Origin of the sequence: Bradyrhizobium betae (assembly GCF_004123905.1) — a bacterium.
Taxonomy (GTDB): domain Bacteria; phylum Pseudomonadota; class Alphaproteobacteria; order Rhizobiales; family Xanthobacteraceae; genus Bradyrhizobium; species Bradyrhizobium betae_A.
In genome coordinates this window covers 339972-355265 of the sequence record NZ_MZXW01000013.1, presented here as the reverse complement: position 1 = coordinate 355265, position 15294 = coordinate 339972, and the positions used below count along the sequence as shown (strand labels likewise).

At 64.5% G+C, this 15294-nt stretch carries 17 protein-coding genes; 8 read left to right on the top strand and 9 right to left on the bottom strand.

Annotated features, from left to right (window positions below):
* From B5V03_RS07760 to flaF, 3 genes are all read left to right on the top strand, one after another.
* Positions 1–1224, top strand: a 1224-nt coding sequence (locus tag B5V03_RS07760) for a DUF1522 domain-containing protein (RefSeq protein WP_129268765.1), incomplete at its 5' end; no start/stop codon positions are given.
* Between the two features lie 243 nt (positions 1225–1467).
* The gene (locus tag B5V03_RS07755) at positions 1468–3708 is read left to right on the top strand and encodes a DUF1522 domain-containing protein (RefSeq protein ID WP_129268763.1); all 2241 of its coding nucleotides are present in this window, start codon (positions 1468–1470) and stop codon (positions 3706–3708) included.
* A gap of 287 nt (positions 3709–3995) precedes the next feature.
* Entirely contained in the window at positions 3996–4364 is a 369-nt protein-coding gene (flaF, locus tag B5V03_RS07750; protein ID WP_129268761.1) for a flagellar biosynthesis regulator FlaF, read from the top strand.
* Positions 4365–4512: 148 nt separating this feature from the next.
* Here the strand turns inward: flaF and B5V03_RS07745 are convergent, their stop codons facing one another.
* The 4 genes from B5V03_RS07745 to B5V03_RS07730 all read right to left on the bottom strand — a co-directional run bounded on the left by B5V03_RS07745 (position 4513) and on the right by B5V03_RS07730 (position 7033).
* Entirely contained in the window at positions 4513–4872 is a 360-nt protein-coding gene (locus tag B5V03_RS07745; protein ID WP_129268759.1) for a hypothetical protein, read from the bottom strand.
* 159 nt (positions 4873–5031) lie between these two features.
* A complete protein-coding gene (locus tag B5V03_RS07740; protein ID WP_129268757.1) occupies positions 5032–5529 on the bottom strand; it encodes a hypothetical protein in 498 nt (165 codons plus the stop codon).
* Between the two features lie 11 nt (positions 5530–5540).
* On the bottom strand, positions 5541–5909 hold the full coding sequence (gene flgJ / locus B5V03_RS07735; RefSeq protein ID WP_164987851.1) for a flagellar assembly peptidoglycan hydrolase FlgJ: 369 nt from the start codon (positions 5907–5909) through the stop codon (positions 5541–5543).
* Complete coding sequence (locus tag B5V03_RS07730; protein ID WP_129268753.1) at positions 5909–7033, bottom strand: flagellar basal body P-ring protein FlgI; 1125 nt, start codon at positions 7031–7033, stop codon at positions 5909–5911. Before B5V03_RS07730 ends, flgJ begins: the two co-directional genes overlap by 1 nt.
* 282 nt (positions 7034–7315) lie before the next feature.
* Here B5V03_RS07730 and B5V03_RS07725 point away from each other — a divergent pair, with 282 nt between their 5' ends.
* Entirely contained in the window at positions 7316–7729 is a 414-nt protein-coding gene (locus tag B5V03_RS07725; RefSeq protein WP_129268751.1) for a flagellar assembly protein FliX, read from the top strand.
* Between the two features lie 4 nt (positions 7730–7733).
* On the opposite strand, the gene B5V03_RS07720 is transcribed toward B5V03_RS07725, so the two are convergent.
* Positions 7734–8105, bottom strand: coding sequence for a winged helix-turn-helix transcriptional regulator (locus B5V03_RS07720; RefSeq protein WP_129268809.1), 372 nt, complete (start codon positions 8103–8105; stop codon positions 7734–7736).
* A gap of 152 nt (positions 8106–8257) precedes the next feature.
* Between B5V03_RS07720 and B5V03_RS07715 the strand changes: the two genes are divergently transcribed.
* Together B5V03_RS07715 and dksA are read left to right on the top strand one after the other, a co-directional pair.
* Complete coding sequence (locus tag B5V03_RS07715; RefSeq protein ID WP_129268749.1) at positions 8258–8869, top strand: NAD(P)-dependent oxidoreductase; 612 nt, start codon at positions 8258–8260, stop codon at positions 8867–8869.
* A gap of 215 nt (positions 8870–9084) precedes the next feature.
* Positions 9085–9450, top strand: coding sequence for an RNA polymerase-binding protein DksA (gene dksA / locus B5V03_RS07710; RefSeq protein WP_008554760.1), 366 nt, complete (start codon positions 9085–9087; stop codon positions 9448–9450).
* 289 nt (positions 9451–9739) lie between these two features.
* On the opposite strand, the gene B5V03_RS07705 is transcribed toward dksA, so the two are convergent.
* On the bottom strand, positions 9740–10129 hold the full coding sequence (locus B5V03_RS07705; protein WP_206736126.1) for a winged helix-turn-helix transcriptional regulator: 390 nt from the start codon (positions 10127–10129) through the stop codon (positions 9740–9742).
* A 93-nt stretch (positions 10130–10222) separates the two neighbouring features.
* Here B5V03_RS07705 and B5V03_RS07700 point away from each other — a divergent pair, with 93 nt between their 5' ends.
* Both B5V03_RS07700 and B5V03_RS07695 read left to right on the top strand, forming a co-directional pair.
* Positions 10223–11251 carry an SDR family oxidoreductase gene (locus tag B5V03_RS07700; protein WP_129268747.1) on the top strand — a complete coding sequence of 343 codons (1029 nt, stop codon included), beginning with the start codon at positions 10223–10225 and terminating at the stop codon, positions 11249–11251.
* Between the two features lie 108 nt (positions 11252–11359).
* Complete coding sequence (locus B5V03_RS07695) at positions 11360–12139, top strand: 2-keto-4-pentenoate hydratase (RefSeq protein ID WP_129268745.1); 780 nt, start codon at positions 11360–11362, stop codon at positions 12137–12139.
* A 448-nt stretch (positions 12140–12587) separates the two neighbouring features.
* On the opposite strand, the gene flgH is transcribed toward B5V03_RS07695, so the two are convergent.
* Genes flgH through flgG form a run of 3 tightly spaced genes read right to left on the bottom strand, consistent with a single transcriptional unit; the run spans position 12588 to position 15294 of the window.
* A complete protein-coding gene (gene flgH, locus B5V03_RS07690; protein ID WP_129268743.1) occupies positions 12588–13352 on the bottom strand; it encodes a flagellar basal body L-ring protein FlgH in 765 nt (254 codons plus the stop codon).
* A 3-nt stretch (positions 13353–13355) separates the two neighbouring features.
* The gene (gene flgA / locus B5V03_RS07685) at positions 13356–14495 is read right to left on the bottom strand and encodes a flagellar basal body P-ring formation chaperone FlgA (RefSeq protein ID WP_164987850.1); all 1140 of its coding nucleotides are present in this window, start codon (positions 14493–14495) and stop codon (positions 13356–13358) included.
* A gap of 10 nt (positions 14496–14505) precedes the next feature.
* Positions 14506–15294 carry a flagellar basal-body rod protein FlgG gene (gene flgG / locus B5V03_RS07680; protein ID WP_129268739.1) on the bottom strand — a complete coding sequence of 263 codons (789 nt, stop codon included), beginning with the start codon at positions 15292–15294 and terminating at the stop codon, positions 14506–14508.

The following is a 15294-nucleotide window of genomic DNA, read 5'->3' as shown; positions in this document are numbered from 1 at the left end:
GGGACCCTGATCCAGGACGGATCGACGCTGAACGTGGACGGCAAGACGATCACGTTCTCGAACGCGAAGACGCCCACCACAGTCGCAACGGGTTCCACCCAGGTCGGCAATTTGGTCACGGATGGAAGCGGCAACTCGACCGTTTACCTTCAGGCCGGCAACGTCAACGACGTCCTGAACGCCATCGATCTCGCGACCGGTGTGCAGTCCGTCAAGACGGCGGGTGCTTCCGGTGCTCTGCAAACCACCGCAGGCGCCAAGAACTCGTCGATCGTGGCTGGTGCGCTCAACCTCTCGACCGGTGCGAACGCGGACCTGTCGATCACCGGTTCGGGCAACGCACTGGCTTCGCTCGGTCTGACCGGTTCGACCGGCACCGGAACCGCCTTCTCGGCGAGCCGCAGCGCGGCGTCGGGCGGCGTCTCCGGCAAGACCTTGACCTTCGCCTCCTTCAACGGCGGTACGGCGGTCAACGTCACTTTCGGCGACGGCACCAATGGTACCGTCAAGACCCTGGACCAGCTCAATACCAAGCTTCAGGCCAACAACCTTGCTGCGACCATCGACGCCAATGGCCTGCTCACGATCTCGGCGACCAACGATTATGCATCCTCGACGATCGGTTCGGCCGTCGCCGGTGGTGGGATCGGCGGCACGATCACGACGGCCCTGACCTGGACGAATGCGACGACGCCCACCGTTGACGCTGTTGCCCAGGCGACCCGCTCCAACCTGGTGTCGCAGTACAACAACATCATGTCGCAGATCGACACCACTTCGGTCGATTCGTCCTTCAACGGCGTGAACCTGCTCAACGGCGATCAGCTCAAGCTGGTGTTCGACGAGACTGCGAAGTCGAGCCTGAGCATCACCGGCGTGACCTTCAACTCGAAGGGACTGGGTCTGGCTGGACTGGTGCAGGGCACCGACTTCATCGACAACGCTGCCACCAACAGAGTGCTGACCAACCTCAACGCGGCGTCGAGCACGCTGCGCTCGGAAGCCTCGACGCTCGGTTCGAACCTCTCGGTCGTGCAGGTGCGTCAGGACTTCAACAAGAACCTGATCAACGTGCTCCAGACCGGCTCGTCCAACCTGACGCTGGCCGATACAAACGAGGAAGCGGCCAACAGCCAGGCGCTGTCGACCCGCCAGTCGATCGCGGTCTCCGCCCTGTCGCTGGCCAACACCTCGCAGCAGAGCGTGCTCCAGCTGCTCCGCTAATAAGCGGCTGACATCACGAAACAAAAGAGAGCGGCGGGGCTTCGGCCCCGCCGCTTTTTTGCGTTCGCACGCGGCTCCGTACCATTCCGGGTTCCCGAGCGGGAAGGGCGCTAACCCGGCATTAACCCTGTCTCTTAAACCGCCGTTAACCATACTTTAAAGGACAGCCCCTAAAAGTGGACAAAAGCCCGCTTTCCAGACCGGCGAGCCAGATTCGTTTACGGTTCAAAAGGAAGACCGCCAATGTCCAACATCGTTCTCTCGGCGTCTGTTCGCCAGAACCTGTTGTCGCTGCAATCAACGGCCGACCTGCTCGCCACCACCCAGTCGCGTCTTTCGACCGGCAAGAAGGTGAACACGGCGCTGGACAATCCGACCAATTTCTTCACCGCGCAGGGGTTGGACAACCGGGCGAGTGACATCAGCAACCTGCTCGATGGCATCAACAACGGCGTGCAGGTGCTCCAGGCCGCAAACACCGGCATCACCTCGCTGTCGAAGCTGATCGACAGCGCCAAGTCGATCGCCAACCAGGCGCTCCAGACCACGGTCGGCTACTCCACGAAATCGAACATCTCGACCACGATCCCCGGCGCGACGCCGGCGGATCTGCGCGGCACCACGAGCTATACGTACGCAACCGCGACCGGCAATGTCGTCACCAACGGTACCGCAGGCGGCACGACTCCGATCACCACGGCCACCACGCTCGGCGGTATCTCCCAGTCCATCACCGGCAATGCGGCTCCTGACGGTGCCGGCACGGCCGCCAGCCTCGCGACGGGTCTCACGCTGCTCGGCCCGTCCAGCGCCAGCACCATTGCGGCCAACGGTGCGCCGGCGGACGGTGACGTGCTCATCGTCGACGGCAAGACCATCACGTTCCGGGCCGGCGCTGCGCCCGCGGTCGCCAATGTTCCTGCCGGCTCCGGCAAGAACAACAACGTCGTGACCGACGGCAACGGCAATTCGACCGTTTACATCGGGACCAGCGCTATCCCGGCCGCGACTGTCCAGGACGTGATGGACGCGATCGATCTCGCCAGCGGCGTACAGAAGGCGGCGATCGCCGGCGGCACCGCAACACTGTCGAGTTCCTCGGGCACCAACGCCTCCATCGCCGCCGGCCAGCTCACCCTCACCACCGGCACCGGTGCCGACCTCAGCATCACCGGCAAGGCCGACTTCCTCAAGGCGCTCGGTCTGACCACCGCGACGGGCTCCGGCAATGTCGCCGTGACCAAGTCGCGTCTGACGAGCCCGACGACGCTGGGCACGCTCATCAAGGACGGCTCCACGCTGAACATCGACGGCAAGACGGTCTCGTTCAAGAACGCGGCCGCTCCGGCTGCGGCGCCGACGGGGTCCACCAAGATCGGCAACATCGTCACGGACAATAACGGCAACTCCATCGTCTATCTCCAGGGCGGAAACGTCCAGGATTCGCTGAATGCGATTGACCTGGCCTCGGGGGCCGGCATCGTCAGCGGCGGCGCCGTGGTTGCGGCCAGCGGTTCGTCGCTGTCCACCGTCGTCAACGGCGCGCTCAAGCTCAGCACCGGCACCACCGCGGACCTCTCGATCACCGGCACCGGCAACGCGCTGTCCACGTTCGGGCTGACCGGTCCGACCGGGACCGGCACGGCCTTCACCGCGGGGCGCGCGCCGGGTGTGGGCAGCATCTCCGGCAAGACGCTGACCTTCACCTCCTTCAACGGCGGCACGCCCGTGAACGTCACCTTCGGCGACGGCACCAACGGCACCATCAAGACGCTCGACCAGCTCAACAACCAGCTTCAGGCCAACCATCTGACGGCCACGATCGACGCCAATGGCGTCCTCACGATCACCACCGTCAACGAATACGCCTCCTCGACGCTCGGCTCCGTGACGGCCGGCGGCGTGGTCGGTGGCACGGTCACCGGCACGGTCGCCTTCACGACGGCGCAGCCGCCGATCCAGGATCCCGTGGCGCAGACGGCGCGCTCTAACCTGGTCAACCAGTTCAACAACATCCTGGCGCAGATCGACACCACCTCGCAGGACGCTTCGTTCAACGGCGTCAACCTGCTCAACGGCGATACGCTGAAGCTCGTCTTCAACGAGACCGGCAGCTCGACGCTGAGCATCAACGGCGTGGTGTTCAACGCAGCCGGCCTCGGCCTGTCCAACCTCGTCAACGGCGTCGACTTCATCGACAACGGCGCCACCAACAGGGTGCTGAACAGTCTCAACGCGGCCTCGAGCACGCTGCGCTCGGAAGGCTCCGCGCTCGGCTCGAACCTCTCGATCGTGCAGGTGCGTCAGGATTTCTCCAAGAACCTGATCAACGTGCTGCAGACCGGCTCGTCCAACCTGACGCTCGCTGACACCAACGAGGAAGCGGCCAACAGCCAGGCGCTGTCGACCCGCCAGTCGATCGCGGTCTCGGCGCTGTCGCTGGCCAACCAGTCGCAGCAGAGCGTGTTGCAGCTGCTCCGCTAATCTCGCAGCGCAAGATACTGAAATGGAACATCGCGGCGGGGCTCATGCTCCGCCGTTTTTATGGAGATCGCTAAGGCAGGATTAGCCGAGATTGCTGCGCGGCATGCGAGGTGTGTTTACAGCGCGCATGCAGGCCTCTAGCTTTGCCGTGAAGGACTCCGTGACCCGTAATAGTCCGGAGGGCTTCCAAGCACACACGTAAGCAAATCTTAAGCGGTGCTGCCTAGGGTTGGGAAAGAAATCCTTAAGCGCGTTCAACGGGCTAGGTAACCTCCAAGGTGTGATTGATGTCGAATTCCGCTGCCTCGGCCTACGCGCGCGTTGCAACGACCACAGCATCTCCTCGCGACGTCGAGGCGCAGACCCTGCTCAAGGCGGCCAACAAGCTTCAGGACGCGATCAACAACGCCGATCCGCTCAGCGAGCAGACCACGCAGGCGCTGATGTTCAATCGCAAGCTCTGGACCATCTTCCTGAGCGAAGCCATGCGCGACAACAATCCGCAGCCGCAGGACGTCCGGCAGAAGATCGCCAATATCAGCGTATTCGTGTTGAGCCAGACCGCCGCGCTCCTGATGAGCCCGCAGTTCGATCACTTCCGCCCGCTGATCGAGATCAACCGCAATATCGCTGCCGGCTTGTCCGGCCGTCCGTGATCGGCGGACTGCCCTTCTATCCGCTCGAGCGCCTGCGACGTTCACGCTGACCGATATCGGCAAGGCGCAGGTCAAGAACGTGGTCGCCGATAACGCGACCGGTTCGACTTATCTCGACACTGCCGTTGCCTCGCTCGCCACCTGATCGTCAGGCGCTGAGGTCCGTATTGAGCGGACGCGAGGGCTGGGACTTCAGATCCTCTGCATGGAAATAGGCCCGCCGGCGCAGCATCGCTTCGTCGGGGAACTGGTTGACCACCGCGTCGGTCCTGTCGTTGACCACCTGAAACACGAATGACGCCGCCGCCTGGTCAAACACGACCTGGCGCGAGACGTTCTCGTTGTTCTGGAGATCATTGCGCACGGGCGCGCTCGTATCGCTTGCGGCGACCGTCTGGCTCACCGGCAAATCAGTTTGCACCGCCTCGTTCGCCGCCGTATTCGACGTCGTTACGATCTGCGTTGGGACCGGTATCCCCACCGGCCTGATGCTGAAATCTGTACTCATGGCAGCCTCCTGGTTGCCTTACGTGAGTCAAATCCCAACCCCTCTCAATACGCAACCATGGACCACCAGGTTTGAAGACCCGGTAAGCAAACGTGACTAACCTCGCGACGACATCGCCGCGCGGTTTTTCGTAAAATTGTCGCTTGTTTTCGCGCGCGCTCAGAGCGAGCGGCTGACGGCGAGCGGGGTGATGTGGCGCGGGCCCGGAGCTGCGCGACGGCCCGCGGCGGTATAGGTGTTCGGCACGTTGCGCTTCTGGATCTCGGCATTGACGCCGCGCACGACGCTTTCGGAGACCGCATGTGCGGTCGCGAGCACGGTGAGATTGACCTGGAGCATCGCGCGGAACGCATCATGATGCCGATGCAAGGTCGAGAGCAGCTCGGGCGCCGATTTCGCAAGCTGGGCCTGGTTGGCCTTCAAGTCGCTGACGGCGCCGACATAATTTCGCGACAGCTCCTGCTTCTTGCTCTCGAGGGTCATCGCCTCGCGGACCTTGCCGGCGCGAACGAGCTCGGTCTCGTGCTCGATCAATGCGAGCAGGGCGTTCATCGCGTCCATCAGCTGCTCGGCGACCTTGCGCGCCTCGGCGTTGCCCGGCGCGGTGTTCGGGCGCTGCGCTTGCATCGGCTGACGTGAGGCGTTGAACTGGTTCATCTCGTTTGACCTTATGCCGTGCGGAGCGTTTTCGCCTGCTGCATGATGAGGGTGCGGTAGACTTCGGTGGCGACGCCGACGCCGCCGGCCTTGGCGAAGTTCTTGGAATATTGCTCGGTCAGCATCGAGCGCCACACGCCGGTGCCGGTCGTGTCGCCGAACGGGCCTTCGCCCTTCAGGCCGGACGTCATCTGCGAGAACATGCTGTTGAGAAACATCGCCTCGAAATCGGTGGCGGTGTTCTGCGCCTTTGACTGCTGCTGCGGCGAGACCTTCTGGAGCGCGGCGGCGAGCTCGAAGTCGGGCCGGCCGTTGCGGCTTTCCACGGAGAAGGCCGATGATGTGGTGGCGCGCGGGGTATTGATGGCGCTGGTTTGCATCACATCACCTCGATGTCGGCTTCGATCGCACCGGCGGCCTTGATCGCCTGGAGGATGCTGATCATGTCGCGTGGGCCGATGCCGAGGCCATTGAGGCCGTCGACGAGCTGCTGAAGCGAGACGCCGTCCTTGACGAGGGCCAGCTTCTTGCCGTCCTCGGTGACGCTGACGCTGCTGCGCGGCGCGACCACGGTGCGGCCGCGCGACAGCGGATTGGGCTGGCTCACCTGCGGGCTCTCGGAGATCGTAACGGTGAGGTTGCCCTGCGCCACGGCGACGGTCGCGACGCGCACGTCGCGGCCCATCACGATGATGCCGCTGCGTTCGTCGATGACGATCTTGGCGGCAAGGTCAGGATCGACTTGGAGCTGCTCGATCTCGGTGAGAAACGCGACGACGTTGCCCTTGAACTCCGGCGGGATCGACAACTGCACGGTCGAGGGATCGATCGGCTCGGCGCTCTTGACGCCGAGATAGTCGTTGATCGCGGCCGCAATGCGCTTGGCCGTGGTGAAGTCGGCGTTGCGCAGCGCCAGCCGCACGTTCGGCAGGCGATTGAGTGCGAACTCGATCTCGCGCTCGATGATGGCGCCGTTTGCGATGCGGCCCACGGTCGGGACGCCGCGCACGATCTTGGCGGCCTCGCCCTCGGCCTGGAATCCGGAGATCGCGAGCGAGCCCTGCGCCACCGAATAGACGTTGCCGTCGGCACCCAGCAGGGGGGTGACGAGCAGGGTGCCGCCCTGGAGGTTCTTGGCATCGCCGAGCGCGGACACCGTGACGTCCATGCGCGTGCCTTGCGTCGCGAAGGCCGGCAGATTGCCTGTCACCATCACGGCGGCGACGTTGCCGGTGCGGATAGTGGCGCCGCGGATGTTGACGCCCATGCGCTCGAGCATCGCTTGCAGCGACTGCTTGGTGAAGGGGATGTTGTTGAGGGTATCGCCGGTGCCGTTGAGGCCGACGACGAGGCCGTAGCCGATGAGCTGGTTCTGCCGCACCCCTTCGATATTGGCGAGATCCTTGATGCGCGAGGTCGCAGCTGCAGACGCGACCGAGAGCGCCAGCGCTGACAGCGCGGCGCAGGCCACTGCAAGAATCCTTACCCAACGAACGCCTGGCATCCTCTGCTCCCCAAGGCCCCTCAAAAAGCCTCCTCAAATTTCGGACCATCTGCGACACTCCCATGACGAGCTGGTCCGACGCTGTCCTTGCGAGCGCTGTGCCAACGCGGGGCAGTGGAGTTAGGCGGTTGAATAGGTTGAGTAAATCTGTTTCGACCGGTGTCAGCTTGCGTTCTCCCTGAGGAGCGAAACTGCCGCCTGTCGGCAGATTTTGCCGGGCTGTTTACGCGTCGTTAACCATAAAACGGCGAATGTGGCGCATCGATCACCCGGATTGCTGCGATGCGCATCTACGGACCGAATGGCACCACGCTTGGAACGCCGGCCAGCCAGGCCAGGCGGACGGGCTCCGGCACCTTCGTGCTGCCCGATACCTCGTCGGCGCAGGAGACGCGGAGCGCCGCCGCACCTAAGGCGGCTACCAGTCTCGACGGGCTGCTCGCGCTGCAAGGCATCGAAGAGGATCCGGTCGAGCGCCGCAAGCGCTCGGTCGCCCGCGGCAGGACCGCGCTCGACGTGCTCGACGATCTCAAGATGGGGCTTCTCGCCGGCAATCTCGATGCGTCGACCGTGCTGCGGCTGCGCGATGCGGCGGCGAATTTGAAATCGTCCTCGGGCGATGCGGGCCTTGATTCGGTGCTCTCCGAGATTGAGCTGCGCGTCGAGGTCGAGCTCGCCAAGGCCGGGCAGGCGTAGCGTCTTACGCCGCGACATCTTTCAGTTGCGCGTCGTAGCGGCGCTGGGCGGCGAGCACGTCTTTCAGATTCTGCTCGGCCCAATCGCGCAGGGGATCGACGGCGCCGGCGAGCGTCACGCCGAGCTGCGTGATCGAATACTCCACCGTGACAGGCACGGTTGCGATGGCGCGGCGCTTGATCAATCCGTCGCGCTCGAGTGACTTGAGAACCTGGCTCAGCATCTTCTGTGAAATGCCTTCAATCGTTCGGCGCAACTGATTGAAGCGCATCGGCTCCTCGCGCAGCAGCAACAGGATCAGCACGGCCCATTTGTCGCCGACGCGATCGAGGATCTGGCGCGTGGGGCAGTTCGCGGCATAGACGTCGGGTTTCATCTCGGGGTCCTCAAGATCCATTCAAGTCACTTGCCGGCTCGCTCGCCGGTTACTCCTGCGTAATCAGGTAAGCACAAAGTGCTCTCTTAACACCAGCATTCTTTGCGATATCTAGTTACCGTTAGTTACCGCACAAGCAAAGGAAGCCTTCCATGAAAATCGCAGTTGCCGGTGCCTCGGGCCGGGCCGGGTCGGAGATCACCAAGGAACTGTCGCGCCGCGGCCATGCGGTCACGGCCATCGCCCGGAACCCCGAGAAGATCGCTGGCCTCCCGAACGTCACCCCCACCAAAGGCGACGTGCTCGACCAGGCCGGCCTTGCCAAGCTGTGGACCGGGCACGACGTCGCCGTCAGTTCCGTGCACTTCCTGGCCAGCGACCCGATCAAGCTGATTGGCGCGGCGAAGGCGTCCGGTGTCGGCCGTTACCTCGTCGTCGGCGGCGCCGGCAGCCTGGAAGTCGCGCCCGGCGTCAAACTGGTCACAACCCCCGGTTTTCCGGCCCAATACAAGGCCGAGGCGGAGGCGGGCGGGGCCTTCCTCGACCTGTTGCGGCAGGAAAAGGAGTTGAACTGGACCTTCATCTCGCCGTCGGCGCTGTTCGTCGAAGAGGCGCGCACGGGCAAGTTCCGGCTTGGGACTGATCAGCTTCTCGCAGATGCGAACGGCAAGAGCTGGATCAGCTTCGCCGACTACGCGATTGCGCTGGCCGATGAGATCGAGCGGCCGGCCCATCTGCGGCAGCGTTTCACGGTCGGCTACTAGGCCATCGGCCGCCTCCAGGCCCTCTAGGATAAACCTTCCTGTGCAAGGGCTTGGGGGCGGTAACCGCGCCATTAAGGAAATATTGTCTGTCACAGGAGGCCGCTATATAAGGCCCCGCTCAGCGGACCCAGGTCCGTGTGCGAGTCGTTGCTTAGACAGATAGGCCGCCCTTGGAAAAGTTGAAAAACTACCGACCGACCGAAAAAGAGCCTTTCATGAACGACAGGCAGAAGGAGTACTTCCGTTTGAAGCTCCTCGCCTGGAAGGATGAGATCCTCAAGGAGTCCAAGCTCACCCTGCAAGCCTTGCAGGAGGAGAACGTGAACCACCCCGATCTCGCCGATCGGGCATCGTCCGAAACCGACCGCGCCATCGAACTCCGCGCCCGCGACCGCCAGCGCAAGTTGATCGCCAAGATCGACGCCGCGCTCCAGCGCATCGAGGACAACACCTACGGCTATTGCGAGGACACCGGCGAGCCAATCTCGTTGAAACGGCTCGAAGCCCGGCCCATCGCGACGCTCTCGGTGGAAGCGCAGGAGCGCCACGAGAAACGCGAGAAGGTCTATCGCGACGAATAGAGTCCGGGCCGCAGCGATGCGGCTCTTTGTTTTTGGACGCAAGGCGCCATTTCGCGCCGCGATCAGCATTTTGCCTGCTGCTTGCGGTCGCGCGTCTCAGCGCGTGAGCGCAATCGCCAAAAATGAATCGCGATCAATGGGCTAGAGTCCATTCCTCCAAGCTCACGTGAGTTCGGATGAGAAACAGCCTTCACTTCAGGTGGGGTGAGTTTTGCGAGTCGCATCAACGAGATCGACTCGTATGCTGAGACACTGAGCCAGCAGCTTCATACATCGCTGCAATCAGGCCTCAAACGACACCGCAAGGCGCATCGCCATAAAGCCTGGACCAGCTCAATATTTCCTTAAACGCCGGCAACAGGCCGTAGGCCGCATCCGTCAGCTCGTACTCCACCCGCAACGGCTTCTCCGCGAAGACGGTGCGCGACACCAATCCGTCCTGCTCGAGCTCGCGCAGCTGGTTGGTCAGCATGTGCTGGGTGATGCCGCCGATCGATCGCCGCAAGGCGCCGAAACGAACCGCGCCGTTCATTAGCGCGAACAGGATCTCCAACTTCCACTTGCCGCCGAGGGCGTGGATCGCCCGCTTGAAGTCAGCGAGCAAAGCAGGGTCAGGGCTGCAATCGCAGTCGCCGTCGCAAACGCTGGTCAGGTTTTCCATACCGGTCTCGAAATCCATTCTACTTGTTCCCCGGGAGATAGTGACCAGATGCGGCCTTGAGCAGGGTGGCGGACCCAATTCGCCGGCCCGCGCAATGAGGGGTATTTGGCAATGAGCACTGTCTTGGTCACCGGTGGGTCCGGCTTCGTCGGCATCCATGTCGTCCTGCAACTGATGGCGGCCGGCCACACGGTGCGGACGACGGTGCGCCGGCCAGACCGGCAAGCCGACGTGCTGGCGATGCTGCGCGAGGGTGGCGCGGCGTCGCCCGAAAGCCTGTCCTTCTTCACCGCCGACCTCACGGCGGACGACGGCTGGCGTGAGGCCGTGGCGGGCTGCGATTACGTGCTCCATGTTGCCTCGCCGCTCTCGACCAGTGTTCCCAAGGACGAGAACGAGATGATCATCCCGGCCCGCGACGGCACGTTGCGGGTGCTGCGTGCCGCGCGCGAGGCCGGCGTCAGGCGCGTCGTCGTCACCTCGTCGCTGGGGGCGATCGGCTACGGCCACAAGCCGCGCGAAAAACCGTTCGACGAGACCGACTGGACCAATCTCGATGGCAACGACGTGCAGCCCTACATCAAGTCCAAGACCCTGGCCGAACGGGCCGCCTGGGACTTTATCGCGCAGGAGGGCGGCGGGCTGGAGCTGTCGGTCGTCAATCCCGCCGGCATTTTCGGTCCGGTGCTCGGGCCGGACTTCTCCGGCTCGATCGAGATCGTGAAATCGCTGCTCGGCGGCGCCATGCCGGCGGTGCCGCGGGTCTATTTCGGCGTGGTCGACGTGCGCGACGTCGCCGATCTGCACCTGCGGGCAATGAGGGCGCCCGAGGCGAAAGGCGAGCGCTTCATCGCCGTCTCCGGCGAGACGATGTCGATCCTCGATATCGGCAAGGTGCTGCGGCGGGAAATGGGGCCGAGCGCGCGCCGGGTTCCGCGGCTTCAGGCGCCGGACTGGCTGGTGCGGCTGGCTGCGAATCGGATTCCGTTGCTCCGCGCCGTCCTGCCGATGCTCGGCAAGGTGCGGCATTCGACCAGCGCCAAGGCAAAGTCGCTGCTGGGCTGGCAGGCGCGTTCCAATGATGAGGCGATCCTCGCGACGGCTGAAAGCCTGATCCGGCTCGGCCTGGTCAAGGGCTGAGGGCGCCCTTCAGCTCTCCTTTGGGCCGTCCTTTGGCCCGCGCTTGTCACGCCCCGGCGGGGGTGCTGAAGTGCCGCCCTCGATCAGGTAGCGTGGGAGCCGGCGCCGATGGACAATATTCTCGCAGCCGCAAAGGCGATCGCGCTGGCGCGCCGCAACCATGCGCCGCTCGCCGCGCTCGAGGTTCCCCCGGCCGACGAGGCCGAGGGCTATCAGGTCCAGCGCGCGCTGCACGACCTCCTGCTGCCGCATGTTGGGCCGCTGGTCGGCTACAAGATCGGCTGCACCAGCCAGGTGATGCAGGAGTACATCGGCATCCCGCATCCTTGCGGCGGTGGCGTGTTCCAGAAGGGCGTGCACCACAGCGGGGTGAAGCTCGCCGCTTCCAAATATGTCCGCGTCGGCGTCGAATGCGAGATCGCGGCGCGGCTCAAGCGCGACCTTGCCGCCGGCGAGGCACCGTTCACGGCCGAATGGGTCGGCGAGGCCGTCGAGTCCTACCATCCCGCGATCGAGATCGTGGACGACCGCTATGTGAAGTGGGAGACGATGGGCGCGCCGACGCTGATCGCGGACGATTTCTTCGCCGCCGGCTGTGTGCTGGGGCCGTCCGTTCCGCGCTCGTCGGTGCCGGACCTGAAATCGGTCAAGGGCCGCGCCATCGTCAACGGCGAGGAGGTCAGCCATGGCACCGGCGCCGACGTGCTCGGCCACCCCCATAATGCGCTCGCCTGGCTCGCCAATCATCTCGCGGCGGAAGGCAAGGGGCTGCATGCGGGGCAACTCGTGCTCACAGGCAGTCTCGTGAAGACGCTGTGGCTGAAGGCCGGCGACAAGGTGCGGATGGAGCTGGACGGGCTGGGCGTGGTGGAGGCGGAGTTTACGTGACGTCTCTCCGTCGTCAGCGATCTCGTGCCCCGGACGCAGCGCAGCGCCCCTTCGGCGGTGCGCTGCAGAGCCGGGGCCCACGCTGCGCGTGTTGCGTGGCTTACTGGGTCCCGGCTCTGCGCCGCAACGCTGACGCGTTGCGCCGCGTCCGGGACACGAGAGAGATGAACCGCGCCCTCAGAACTCGTCATTGCGAGGAGCCCTTGCGACGAAGCAATCCGGAGCCCTCCCGCGGAGGCAGTCTGGATTGCTTCGCTTCGCCGCTGCGCTCGCAGTGACGGAGTTTGGGGCGTCGTCGTCGTTGCGATTGCGGACCTGACTCGCATCTGGGAATGATGCCGCCGCCAAAATACATGCGGCCTCCGGCAGGGGAGCTACCGGAGGCCGCATCGTACATCGTCGTTCGCGCCTAGGTTCGCGAACACGATGTGGGAGCTCTTGAAGAAGGCTAGAAGGGCAGCAGCACGTCCATGACTTGCTGGCCGTAGCGGGGTTGCTGCACGTCCATGATCTGGCCGCGTCCGCCATAGGCGATGCGGGCCTGCGCGATCTTGGTGGAATCGATGGTGTTGTCGCTCTGGATGTCTTCGGGGCGGACGATGCCGGCGACGATGAGCTCGCGGATCTCGTAGTTGACGCGGATCTCCTGCTTGCCCTCGACCACGAGGTTGCCGTTCGGCAGCACCTGGGTCACGACCGCGGCGACGTTGGTCTGCAGTGCTTCCGTGCGATTGACCGAGCCCTTGCCGTCGCTGGAGGCGGTGGAGTCGGCGGTGAGGATGCGGCCGGGCAGCACCTTCTGCGCCTGCGCGCCGAGCGTCTTGGCGCCGATGAAATCGGTGATGCCCGAATCTTCCGAATTGGTGCGGCTGCGCTGGGTCTCGTTGGCGATGTTGGCCTTGTCGGTGATGTTCACGGTCACGGTCAGGAGGTCGCCGACATGGGTCGCGCGCTGGTCCTTGAAGAAGGCGCGGCTGCCGTTGCGCCACAGCGAGTTCGGATTGTAGGAGGCGACTTCCGGCTTCGGCATCGGCATCTGCACCGGCTTGTAGCCGGGCTGCGTGGTCGGATTGTCGATCGCGGACAATTTCGGTTGCTCGCCGATCTGTGACAGGCGGTCGATCGAGGAGCAGCCGCCCAGCGCGCAACTGGCGAGCAGCAAGGCAGAGATCGCAATGCGACGAAGACGGGAAGCCGAACTGAAACTGGACATGACTTACTCTGACTTGGCTGGAGCTTGCGAGACGCGAACTTGCGGGATCTGGGCTTGAGCGATCTGGGCCGGCGACGCGGGGGCCTGGACCAGGTTTCGGACCAGGGCTGCCGTGTCGACGGGCGCAGGCGCTTCGTCACGCTTGAGTGACGAGGTCTGCTCGACCGCGGGCGCCATCGGCGCGGACTGGCTCGCACCCTGGACCGTGATCTGGCCGCGGCCGGTGACGACACCGGTCAGCGTGCGCTTGGATTGCAGGTTGAGCACACTGACGGTATCGCCCTCGGCGCCGCTCTCGATCGCCTTGCCGCGCGTGGTGAGGTAGAGGCCCGGCACCTGGTAGATGATGGTGACGTTCTGGTCGCGCTGCACGAAGTCGGGCTTGACGATGTCGGCGACGCGGATCGGCGTGCCCGCCCGCATCGGCCGGCGCAGCTGCATGCCGATGGTGCGGTCGCGCGAGGCGGCTTCGCCGGAGACCTCGGCCTTCGGCCGGCGCTCCAGCGCGATGTCGGAGGATTTCAGGAGATCCGCACGGTCGATGTCGCGGGTCAGCACGGCCACTTCCACGGTCTCGATCGCGGTGCCGGTAAAGCGCAGCTTGGTCGGCGCCGGATTGTTGTCGTTGTTGATCTCGAAGGCGATGTCGAAACGGTTGCTGCGCGCATCGTAGCGGGTCGCGACCTGCTGGAGCGCACCGCTGTTGGAGGCATCCAGCCGCATGTCGGCGACGCCGCGGTCGAAGGTGACGGTAATGTTGGCGGCGTCCCCAAGGCCGAAGCGACGCTCGAGCGCCGAGGCCACCGCGTTTTCGAGGTCCTTGTTGGCAAGCGTGCGGGCGAGGCGGGTGACCTGGACCTCCTTGATGTCGCCGGTCATCACGCCGATCACCTGTTTGGCGCGCAGCACCGACAGCACCTGCGCAACCGGCAGGGCGCCGGTGGTGCCGAGATCGGGCGAGCGGTAGACCGCAATCAAGGCGGCCGACCCGGCATTGTCGATGAGATCGCCGACCCGAACCACGTCCGAGGTCACGGTGACGTTCGCGCGCAGCATAGGCGTTGCGATGACATCGTCGGCGGCCTGCGCCGGCATGGCCAGGGCGAGCAGGGCGGCGATCGTGGCGATTGTGGTGCGGATCATCGTCATCACCTCAGCGGAACAGCGCCGTGGTCGATTGCATCATCTGGTCGGCGGCGCTGATGACCTTGGCGTTCATCTCATAGGCGCGCTGGGCGGCGATCAGGTCGCTCATCTCCGAGACGACGTCGACATTGGCCTGCTCCAGGCTGCCTTGCGTGATCTTGCCGTAGCCTTCGGAGTTCGCGGTGCCGTCCTGCGGCGCGCCGGACGACGGGGTCTCGGTGAACTGGTTGTTGCCGACCGGCTGCAGGCCCGCCTTGTTGATGAAGCGGGTCACGCCGAGCTGGCCGACGATGGTCGAGGTCGACGAGCCCGGCAGCGTCACCGAGACCTGGCCCTGTTCGCTCACGGCGAGACCCGAGGCGTTGTTCGGGATGGTCATGGTCGGCTGCACGGGATTGCCCTGCGCGGTGACGATGCGGCCCTGATTGTCCATCTGGAAGGTGCCGTCGCGGGTGTACTGATAGCTGCCGTCGGGCATCAGGATCTTGAAGAAGCCTTCGCCCGAGAGCGCGAGGTCGAGATCGTTGCCGGTCTGCGACAGCGTGCCCTGCGTCATGCTGCGCGGCGTGCCGACGGTCTTGACGCCGCCGCCGATGTCGACGCCGACAGGCAGGATGGTGCCCTGGTCCGAGGCCTGCGCGCCGACGCGGCGGACGTGCTCGTAGATCAGGTCCTGGAACGCCGCGGTCTGCTTCTTGAAGCCGGTGGTGCGGAGGTTGGCGATGTTGTTGGAGATCACCTGAACGTTGAGTTCCTGTGCCGCCATTCCGGTCGCTGCGGTGTGAAGAGCCTGCAT